We start from the raw sequence: 10,228 nt of genomic DNA, 5'->3' as shown, positions 1-10,228 counted from the left end.
GCTGAAACACGACTTCCCGTGACTGAACTGCTCCATAGAGAGCGAGTCATCTAGCACGAATATCCAGCCCGTCGCTATCTGATACCCCATCGCTACAGCAGGCGACTCCATGATCGGCCGGGCAGCCGCCACAAGGAGCAACGCGATCGCGAGCATCCGCAATAAAAGCAATAAATATTCTCTGAGTAATATCCGCCGTCTCTCGATTGCTAGAGCGGCCAGTACGAACTCCATGGCCGCCCAGTTCATCTCCAAATGCCTCCGGCGATTCCACAGATGAATAACGATTGGGATAATAACGGCGGGGAGCCCCAGCAGAATTGCCGGATCCACAAATGAAAGGCTGATAATGAACAGTTCCGATTTATTCATCACGCTGGTCGCTATATTTCAGCCGACACTACTGTCTATTCACTACATGTTCTTGATTTTCCTCCGGAAGGCCAGATACTCCCGCAGCACATGATCAAGTTTTTGCTGAGTGGTCGCCCTGACATAGTCCACTTTCAGTCCGTGGCAAATCTTTTGGATATTGCGCAAATATTCCTCCACGCACCGCCGGTAGGCGTGCCGCAGAAGACGGGGATCGACCGCCACCCTGCTGGCAACTTCCAATCCACGCAACAGCACCGGCTGTTGGAGATCGAACGATATTTCCTGATCGTCAAGGATATGAAAAACGATCGCTTCGTGGTTCGCGTAACGGACATACTTCAAACCGCGTTCTAATTGATTCAAATCCACAAGAAAGTCGCCCACGATGACAATCACACCCCGCCGCCTCAGGCGCTCGGCGGCCTCATGGAGGATTGCTCCGATCGCCGTTGTGCCGGTTGGCGACTCTTTTTCCAGCAATTGAACGATTTGCTGCCACTGTCCTCCACTGGCTTCCGGCCGAGCGAATACCCGATACTGCTCCGCAAAGACGCCGAGTCCCACGCGATCCTGCTGCGCCAGTATGATATAGGCGAGCGCTGCTGCCGCGCATTGAGCATATTCCCATTTGCTCAGCGCCGCCTGATGGCTCTTAAAGCCCATACTCGCGCTTGCATCAACCAAAATCATGCAGGATAAATTTGTTTCCTGCTCAAAACGCTTTACATAAAACTTGTCCGTTTTTCCGAACACCTTCCAGTCTACATAACGCAGGTCATCACCGGGACTATATTCCCGATGTTCCGCAAACTCCACGGAAAAACCGTGAAACGGGCTCCGATGCATGCCCGTCACTGTTCCCTCCACGACCGCACGGGCCCGTAAAGACAATCCGCTTATACTTGATAAAATCTGCGGATCAAGAAACTTTGTGGAGTATGCCACGATTCACCAACTCATCTTCTGGGCGAGGGACAGAACGCAACAGGCGCGCGATTAAATCATCCGACTTAATCCCGTCCGCCTCCGCATTAAAATTAAGGACCAACCGATGCCGCAGCACGGGAGGGGCCACGGCCTCCACATCTTCCACCGAGGCGGCAGCCCTCCCGTGGAGCGCCGCGCGCGCTTTTCCGGCCATCACCAGGCACTGCGCTGCCCGGGGACCAGCCCCCCACGTCACATAATCTCTGATGAACTGGGGAGCCTCTTCAAACGAGGGCCTCGTCCACCGTGCCAGACGCACGGCATAGCGCGCAACATGTTCGGGAATCGCCACCCGCCGCACTAATCGCTGAATTTCTAGGACCTGTCGGGCATCAAGGACTGGCTCCACGCGTGCCTCCGTATCACTTGTCGTTCTCAATACAATATCCAACTCTTCGCTTTCATCGGGATAGTCAATAAGTATTTCTAACATAAAACGATCCAATTGCGCCTCTGGTAGCGGGTAGGTCCCCTCCTGTTCAATAGGATTTTGAGTAGCCAGTACATAAAATGGTGGATCCAGCACGTGCTGCTGACCACCCACAGTTACCTGCTGTTCCTGCATAGCTTCCAACAGGGCGGCCTGGGTTTTGGGGGGCGTGCGGTTGATCTCATCGGCCAGCACGATATTCGCAAAGATGGGACCGGGTAGAAAGCGAAACTCACGTCGCCCGGTGGCCTTATCTTCCTGAATAACTTCAGTTCCCGTAATATCAGAGGGCATTAAGTCCGGAGTAAATTGGATCCTGCTGAATTTTAGCGACAGACACGACGCCAGCGTCCTTATCATCAACGTTTTTGCCAACCCGGGGACCCCTACCAAAAGGCAGTGACCCCGAGAAAATAGCCCGATCATGAGCTGTTCGATAACATCTTTTTGCCCAACGATGACTTTGGAAAGCTCGCTCGTAATCCTGCCATATGCATTCGTGAGCTGTTCCAGCGCCTTCTGATCATCACTCATGCGAATATCCTTTTATCCAAAAATGGTTCGCCGTTAGTCCTAAGCGTTAGATCCCCCGCTGTGCGATGTCCGTCAGTTCTTTTTCACCGCAGAAAACTCAGCCTTGACATTCCTGGCATACCACGATCGCAGAAGAAGAGCGCGGTCCGTCGGTGTTGCTGTTCGACTTCTATCATTGCGATCGGGGCCGTGCTCCACACTCCACCCATCCCACTCTCGAAACGCGTGGTATGCCCAATCCCAGCCATATTCCTCAAAACTGTCAATGCAATCTTTAAGATATTGGTACGCGCTATCGCCCGGGGCCCAGCGAATGGCACTAAATTCACCGATATAGATATGGACCCCGTTTCCCTCCTGGAATCGACGCACGGGCTCGAGCACTTTGCGCAACGTATCCCGATCGTACCACTTGCCATCGATAATTCCCGGATAGACAACACCCATTGGATTATCATAGACACCTTGGTGAGTGAACGCGTGGGGCACGTACATGTGGACGCTGTACACCACGCCCGGCACGTCGATCGGATCAAGAAGCGCGATCGATGAGGGACTTCCCCACGGAGCGGGTTCAATGATAATCGCGTGCTTGGGGTCAATCGCCCGGACACGGCGTGCCGTCTCCTCCGCAAGCTGCTGCCAGTTCATCAGGTCGTCGGGCACCAATCCTTCGACCGGTTCGTTCACCAGATCATAACCCCAGACCACGTCGCTATCCACAAAACGCCGTGCAATATTTTCCCAGATTTCAATAAACGCTTTTTGAAAGTCGCGATTATGGAATATACGGCACTCGGACGCTTCATTTCTACCACCCGGCGGAGTATGGAGATCGATTGTCACGAGAATTCCGGCTTCCCGACAGACCGGCAAAGCGGCTTCAAGTCGCTGCAAGGCCCCGTCCAGCCATCGACGATACTCGTCCAATGAGGCAGTATCGGCGGGACTATGCGGAAAGCCATTCCAAATGAGCTGCCACCGGATGTGGTTGGCCTTCCAGTCTCTGCCGAATTCCAGGAGATCGGCATCGGTAACATGGGGCCCAATCATGGCCCCGCGTAAACGAGGTAAGTTGTGACCCTTAAATACCTCCTGGCCTTTAGACTTGATCTTCTTTCGGGGAATAATTTCTACCGCAATATTGTCGAACCATACCTCGCCCGTTACATTCTCCAGGCCCACGATGAGATCGATCTGCCGGCAATCCTCAGGCACAGCCACCACGAATTGGGCGGGACGCCAGTCGAAGTCACCGCCCGGCAGGTTCTGCTGTGGCCATTGGATTTCCCCTTCCGACTCGATCCGCAGCATACACTTGATACCATTCCATGGCTTGGGCGGTTGCGAAATCGCTTTCGCGCGAACGACTGCACTGACGCGAACGCGCTGGCCTCGCAGCTCCTCAGCCGGCAGCCGGTACCGAATATTTCGGCTTTCTGGCCCACTGGCCTCATCGACCCATACGTGCAGGCACATGTCTCCCTGTGGGGTTCGTTCTACAGCAATGCCTTCCTGTGAGGAAGGAATCCATCCGGCCGGCAGTGTCGGCGCATGGTGTCCATGGACAATATTTTCAAAATCCCAGCGCAGGACTGTGACGGGCTCTTGAGCATGTACCGCCGCATTGGCAAGGGCGATACTCATAAACGCGAATATATTCCAACGCAACTTTCCCATTATTTACTCCTCCTTGCTGATGTATCAGACTCTACCGCATACGCTGAGATAGGTGCGGTCCGGAATACTGCGATCTCCCGTGAGGAAGCGACCACCAGGTAACCCTCGCTATAGGCGAGATTTCCGCCTTCCACCTGCCATGGACTGAGTTGAACAACCCGCTTTGGTTGGGCCGTTTGTCCGTCTATCACATAAATGGCGTCGCGCGTCGGCCAGTAAACGGAGCCTCCCGCCACGATCCCTCGCCCATGCCCGAGATATTCCGCTCCAATTGGCCATCGTGCGACAATTCTGCCGGCTTGAGGACCGTGCAACGCAATCCAGTAAAGACGATCTCCTGCCGCGATGAGATAATCATTGAGAACACCGAGCAAATATTCTATTTTTTCTCCGTCCGATCCTGTATTCCACAAGATGGCTCCCGTAAACGCATCTATTCCCAGCACGCTTGTTGTATCCGTAGGCGCCACGTAAAGTTCACCATTACTATAGACAGCCGGATTCGGCTCCCGGAAGCGAAAGGGCTCCCAAACGGAGAGGTCTCCCCGCTGGATTCGCGGGTAACAGGTGATCCATCGGACGGCTCCGGTCTCCCGCGAAACCGCGGCAACAGCTCCCGCATTTGTCGTCAGGAAGACGGTATCCTGAGCGACTGTCGGCAAAAGGTGGGTCATCTCATAAAGCATCGATCGTCCGGGAGTATCCGCCGCGCAAATAAATCGCAACCATCTTCGATCACCGGTTTCGCGATCGAGACATACCAGATATATATGAGAGGGCACGTCCGCTCGCCGCAAGACCGCATAGACATTGTCCTCAACAACTAGGGGGGCGCCCTCAAAGGACCACCCCTCGCCGGGCGGATCCCGGGACCACAGCAGCTTTCCCTCTTGCTCCAGGTCGAGAGCCACCAACACATTTTTTTGGCGTATTGCATCAGAAAGGAGGGCGGGCTGGATAGTCACCGGCGAGCCAAGCCGAGCGAACAGCTCTTCCCGATCCACAGTAATGGTCGTTCTTTTTGCTCCCATTGTATTCACTGGAATAAGCTGCTCTCGATCGTCAGAGCTTACAGAAAAAACTTCCGGCACTTTCAGGCCCCACAAGGGTTGGCCATTTTGCAGATTAAAACCATATATCCGATCAAATCCCGCAACAAATACCGCGTTTTTCGCAATTACTGGAAAAAATGATAGTGGTCGCTGATCTTCCACCAGTCGCCGCGGTGAAGGAACTTCTGACCACTGAGTGATGATCACTCGTGGCAACGGCGGCAGTTTTGCACGCCACACCAGTCCGATAATGTCAAACTCTTTTTCTATCTGGGGCAACCGTCTGCCGTTTTGCGCGAATGTGGTCCAGCTTTCCCTGCCCGGCCACTGCGGCCAGTGTTCCGCATCTGCCAGGAGCCCTGTCAAAGTCGCCGCGAAATTGGCTTCTCGGCCCGCCATCCGACCGCGCTCGCTCGAATGAACCGTTGAGAACTCTACAAGCTCTTGCCTTGCCTGGGAAAGCCTCCCCGCCAGAATGGCCGCCAAAATCAGCCGGGCACGAACAGCCGCCGCCGAATATCGACACGTCGCAACTGACCGCCACGTGAACAATTCACCCGACTGCCGATCAACCGGCAAAAGCTGTCGCCAGAAAAATTCCGCCTGATCCGGCAAGCCCGCCTGCAACGACCATTCCCCCAGATACCACAAAGCTGTGTCTGCATAATTGCTGGCCAGTTCCGCATCACAAATGCGACGCAGCAGCGATTGGTCCTCTAATTGCAGCCCTTTTTCCAACCACAGTCGGCAATTGGGATCCACCACCTGGCGATATTTCTCTAATCCCTCCTGCGGCAACTGAGTTAAGAGAAGCTGGCAATACTCCCTGACAGGAATATATCGCGGCGGAACGCCCTTTAACCTGGCTGTAACATTAACGAGATCATCTCCGCTTTTGGTCACGACCTCACGGATGCCCGCTACCACTTCATCCCAGTGCTTCCCTTTGATGGCCTCTTCAATCTCCGCCAACCGTGTCCGTACAGTTCCGTCGGCCTCATTGACCCGAATATCATTTGAAAGTTGATATTCCGGTGTCAGCGACAGGCCGATAATCTGGCCACTCGCTTGCTCGCTGAAGTTCACGACCACAAATCCGATCACGCACAACAAACGCACGAAATGGCGGCCGGTCCGTTCCAAAGCGATTCCACCTTCTGCGCGGTATTTAAATGTTTCGTGCCGAAAAAACGGTACAATTTTCAACATGTCTCAACAAGGCATAAAGAGCAAAGTTAATCCCTATAAAATCGCTCCACGTTATTGACTTGCACGCATGATATCGATTTTTATCCAGTAGCCCGTTTCATTGTCCAGCTGTTTTTAAGCCAGGGGCCAAGAAAGCGTTAGGGACACTCAATTGGCCTCCGCGGGGAGGGATCTGGATGGAGCATTTAGTTCTTCGGCCTGTGCTGAAAGTTGTCTGACCTCGGACACAACAGCGTGAATATTTTCCGAACTGACCCCGGGCGGCATGCCACCTCCCGCCGACCAGAGGATGCGGCGGCGATCTGGAAGCGATCCCCAGATCCGCCGAACTTCCTGGCGACAGTCCTCCGGTGTTCCCGCCGCCAGAATGTCACGGGGATTGAAGTTCCCCATTAGCACAACATTCGGGCCTGCCAAGTTTCTGACGGCTCCCATATTGTGTTCATGGGAAAAATTAAAAACATTGACGCCCATGGCTTGTAAATAACGAGCCGTGATCAGACCATGGGCATCGTTGTGCAGCATCTTGACGCTTACATTCAACGTCGCGAAGATGTCCTGAAAATAAGGTACAACGAATTCCTCAAAGTCTTTTTTACCGATAAAACCTATCAGATCATCCAAAATAAGTATGCCATCGATATCAGGAAAATGTGTTTTTTGGCACGTCAGCCAGTTTTTGATGAACGCTGTTATCAACCCGATCAGCCGGTGCGCCCGGTCAACCTCGGTTTTCAGGCCCAAAAGAAACTCCGTTTGCCCCAGCAAGTAGGAGGCAACATTCAAAGGCCCGCGACTGACGGCAAACCGAATGCGGTGCCCCGCCTCGCGTATCAGCGATTGCGTTTGGTGCAGGCGCTCCAGCACGAATGGGAGCAGGCCATCGCGGTTGCAATCCGGCATGGTCAACGCATCGACGTCACTCCAGCTTTGTAAAACCGGCTCGATGTGGGGAAATTCATTGGGTGGAAACCGACACCGTCCCCCGAAAGCGGATGGTTCCGTGCACATCCCAAATTCTGCCCAAAAACCGGGGATAAACCAGACATCCGGGAATGCCTCGACCGCCCGCAGGTTTGCTTCCAGCCACTTTTTTTCGCTGCACAGATACTCGCGAATTGTCATGCCGCACCATCCCGGTAACCAGGGCGAGTCGACAATAAAACCCACCGCAGGCTCCGAGCTGACGCCCGCAATCAGGCGCTGTAACTGCTGCCATTGATCATCGCGCATAGTTCGCCCCTCGCAACGGACCCATCATTTCTCCTCTGTAACTATGGTACCACGATGCGGTATCGGAAAGAATCGTGAGCATGACTTTCCGTGGCAGCGACACACGCACCGCAACCGCTCCTAGTAACACCATGCAGCGCCCGTTCAACCGAACCACCGGAACACGGCAAAGATGAGGATTAAAAGGAACAGATACACAAGTGTGTGCCGCAGAAGCTGTCGACTATTGGACTGGTCTGGCTTGCGAAGGAACGCTATGGTTGGAACAGTCAGATAGATTGTCCCAGCGGTCAAAAGGCCGGCCATCGCCGGGTTGATTGCCCCCCACACCACCGATCCAATGACGCACAATTGCAATCCCACCAGACCGGCGACCGTATAGACCCGCATGAGTCGGCCACTGGGGTCGGCAACCGGTGCCACCCGAATACCAGCCTGAGCAAATTGTTCCTGATACAGCATGGCGATCGCCATGGCGTGGGGAAATTGCCAGAAAAAAATGAGAGTAAAGAGTGTCCACACCTGGGGGACGTGATAGCCATCCACCAAGCCCGCCCCAAGCATGACCGGTGCAGCCCCGACGATCGCACCAATCGGTGTTTGCCAGCTCGTTTTCTTCTTAAAAGGTGTGTAAACGATCACATAGAGTCCCCAGGCGGCCAGCCCCAGAACAGTCAACACAACATCACCCGACGCCAGTAGCCCTAGCGCTCCCAGCAGCGTCAACAGCGCTCCCAGAACGGCGGCCCAGCTTCGCCTTATTTTGCCGGCCGGAATAGGTCGGCGAGATGTGCGAGGCATCAACCGGTCGGACTCGCTCTCGATGACCTGATTCAAAATGACAGCCCCAACAATTATGCCAATCAAACTTACCAGTTTGGCTGCTAGAGCTGTGTCAACTCCCGCGAACTTAGCGGCCAGCGCAGCGGCTGTGACCATGGTGGCAACGATGCTGAACAGGATGCGGACCCGCAGGAACGCCTGGCATTCCTGAAGCCATCCCACGACGCTCCCTTCTGACGACGAGTCCTGGCGGGCAAGCTCCCGGTTTTTATTGCCCATTGCCACGACAGTATTCGCAAGTTGTTCTCCGGGGTTACTCATAATAATCGCCACTTATTACAGAAAGGTTACGTCTACAGTGTTATTTTGACGATGTATTGCGTATTACCACTCACATTAGAAAACCCGATTGTCATCCCGGTGGGCTTCGAATGTGGTCCCAGCCAGCCTGCCGCCCTCACATGTTCTGCGGATTGGAGTTTAAACCAGCCGTGAGCCAACCGGCAACACCAGCGGCCAATAACAGGGATCCCGTCGCGGTGTGTGCTGTCGTGACGAGTGCCTGTGCTGCCCCCCCGTGCACAACGGTGTAGGAAATAGCAAGGAAATAATTTAGAAACCAAATCGGAAAGTTATAATTGACAACCCAGGTAAATAATCCAAGCGTAAGCTGTACCGCGTAGATCCCCCCCAAGATTTTCAGCCATACTAACTTCGAGGGGTGCTCACGACGCTCACGCCACCATACGATGCCAAGGGCAACCCCAATAAGACCGGCAAAGATCAGGTGAACAATCGTCCAGAAAAACGCCCACTGTGGCGACAACGTCGGCGGAAGGTGGCGGAGCTGGGCGCCAATGACGATCTGGGTATAGATAATCATCACAAGCAGAAATCGCCACGCCGTCCTACCGCAAAAAAGCGAGCACTGGGCAAGTCCCCTCGACTGATTTGGACCTGCGATCGCGCGCCCCGTGACCACAATCACTCCCGTGACAAGGGCAAAAAAGAGCGGCGCGATACATCCGTGCAAATTTGCCAGAAGAAGCTCCTGTCCCAGTACCCGCAGTCCCCCTATGATTCCCTGCACGCATACAAGAATAAACACCAGGACACCCAGCCGCCGCAACAGGGCAGAGCCCGTCCTCCAGAGGATGACCATCAGCGCGATGGACACGAACCCCGCCGCGGAGGCAATCAGACGGTGACTGTGTTCCAGGAAAATATCCCAGGTTTTGAGCCAGCTTTCTATAGGATAGAGAAAGAGATTATATCCGTAGGTATTGGGCCAGTCGGGAACAGCCATTCCAGCGTTGTAGGTGGTGACGAAACCGCCCATCCAGATCAGTGGAAAGGTCACAGCCCACAGGCCCCAGGCCAGGCGGTGGGCCCAGCGCGTTCCGCGTTCAGCCGCTCTGTCAACCGAACCACCACGCTCCATACAACAGTCCAACTGTATAGTTTTTAAACGACTATTATTGTTTTGGATGTGACTTTCGCGCTAAAGACAGCACATAGAATGTAAGGTCCCAGATTTCTTCGGGGGTAAGGATACCGGGCTGTCCAGGCGCAGGCCCCATCGCTGGCATGGGCGTCCCTTTAATTCCCACATAGATTCTAAGATAAATATCTTCGGGACGGCCCCCTCCATGGAATATTCCCTCCTGAAAGTTACGAGGTTTCAGTTGCTGTAAAGGCAAGGAAAACCACCGTGCGAGTTCCCGGGTTTGCTGATCGGTAACGCCTTTTTTCGGCTTGTTCCAATCATCGTACAGATCGGTTTGCTCGCCATCGCCACGACCTTCTGGTCCATGGCACTTCACGCACTGCGACCGTGGTTCCTGATAGATGAGCTTCCCTCGCTCGATAGCCGCTTTGAGCTGGGCCTCATCAAGCTGCGGGCGGTGCGGAGTCACCACCCAGTGCTCGGGATCTTTCTCAGGTT

At 54.2% G+C, this 10,228-nt stretch carries 9 protein-coding genes; all 9 read right to left on the bottom strand.

All coding sequences use genetic code 11. From position 1 onward, the window contains the following. Positions 1-372: BatA domain-containing protein (locus tag ABJK56_RS04565; RefSeq protein WP_347243479.1), on the bottom strand; the 372-nt coding region annotated here is incomplete at its 3' end. A 42-nt stretch (positions 373-414) separates the two neighbouring features. Beyond that, positions 415-1,221: a DUF58 domain-containing protein gene (locus ABJK56_RS04560; RefSeq protein WP_347243481.1), complete on the bottom strand. Its 807-nt coding sequence runs from the start codon at positions 1,219-1,221 to the stop codon at positions 415-417. 73 nt (positions 1,222-1,294) lie between these two features. Next, positions 1,295-2,326 (bottom strand): MoxR family ATPase, encoded by a 1,032-nt coding sequence (locus tag ABJK56_RS04555; protein ID WP_347243478.1) that lies wholly within the window; start codon positions 2,324-2,326, stop codon positions 1,295-1,297. A 72-nt stretch (positions 2,327-2,398) separates the two neighbouring features. Next, a complete protein-coding gene (locus tag ABJK56_RS04550) occupies positions 2,399-4,006 on the bottom strand; it encodes a cellulase family glycosylhydrolase (RefSeq protein ID WP_347243477.1) in 1,608 nt (535 codons plus the stop codon). Continuing rightward, the gene (locus ABJK56_RS04545; RefSeq protein ID WP_347243476.1) at positions 4,006-6,201 is read right to left on the bottom strand and encodes a PQQ-binding-like beta-propeller repeat protein; all 2,196 of its coding nucleotides are present in this window, start codon (positions 6,199-6,201) and stop codon (positions 4,006-4,008) included. Before ABJK56_RS04545 ends, ABJK56_RS04550 begins: the two co-directional genes overlap by 1 nt. A gap of 213 nt (positions 6,202-6,414) precedes the next feature. Then, positions 6,415-7,500, bottom strand: coding sequence for a uroporphyrinogen decarboxylase family protein (locus ABJK56_RS04540; protein ID WP_347243475.1), 1,086 nt, complete (start codon positions 7,498-7,500; stop codon positions 6,415-6,417). A gap of 144 nt (positions 7,501-7,644) precedes the next feature. Continuing rightward, a complete protein-coding gene (locus tag ABJK56_RS04535) occupies positions 7,645-8,604 on the bottom strand; it encodes a protoheme IX farnesyltransferase (RefSeq protein WP_347243474.1) in 960 nt (319 codons plus the stop codon). 136 nt (positions 8,605-8,740) lie between these two features. Beyond that, on the bottom strand, positions 8,741-9,724 hold the full coding sequence (locus ABJK56_RS04530) for a COX15/CtaA family protein (protein ID WP_347243473.1): 984 nt from the start codon (positions 9,722-9,724) through the stop codon (positions 8,741-8,743). Positions 9,725-9,758: 34 nt separating this feature from the next. After that, a partial coding sequence (locus ABJK56_RS04525; RefSeq protein ID WP_347243472.1) for a cytochrome c occupies positions 9,759-10,228 on the bottom strand: 470 nt, incomplete at its 5' end.

The organism is Thermogutta sp. (assembly GCF_039793925.1).
Lineage (GTDB): Bacteria > Planctomycetota > Planctomycetia > Pirellulales > Thermoguttaceae > Thermogutta.
This window is presented reverse-complemented; position numbering and strand designations above follow the sequence as displayed.

What these genes read in the sequence shown, in the direction of transcription:
- ABJK56_RS04560 (WP_347243481.1), bottom strand. Translation starts at nt 1,221, where the DNA reads ATGCATCGGAGCCCGTTTCACGGTTTTTCCGTGGAGTTTGCGGAACAT.
- ABJK56_RS04555 (WP_347243478.1), bottom strand. Translation starts at nt 2,326, where the DNA reads ATGAGTGATGATCAGAAGGCGCTGGAACAGCTCACGAATGCATATGGC.
- ABJK56_RS04550 (WP_347243477.1), bottom strand. Translation starts at nt 4,006, where the DNA reads ATGGGAAAGTTGCGTTGGAATATATTCGCGTTTATGAGTATCGCCCTT.
- ABJK56_RS04540 (WP_347243475.1), bottom strand. Translation starts at nt 7,500, where the DNA reads ATGCGCGATGATCAATGGCAGCAGTTACAGCGCCTGATTGCGGGCGTC.
- ABJK56_RS04535 (WP_347243474.1), bottom strand. Translation starts at nt 8,604, where the DNA reads ATGAGTAACCCCGGAGAACAACTTGCGAATACTGTCGTGGCAATGGGC.
- ABJK56_RS04530 (WP_347243473.1), bottom strand. Translation starts at nt 9,724, where the DNA reads ATGGAGCGTGGTGGTTCGGTTGACAGAGCGGCTGAACGCGGAACGCGC.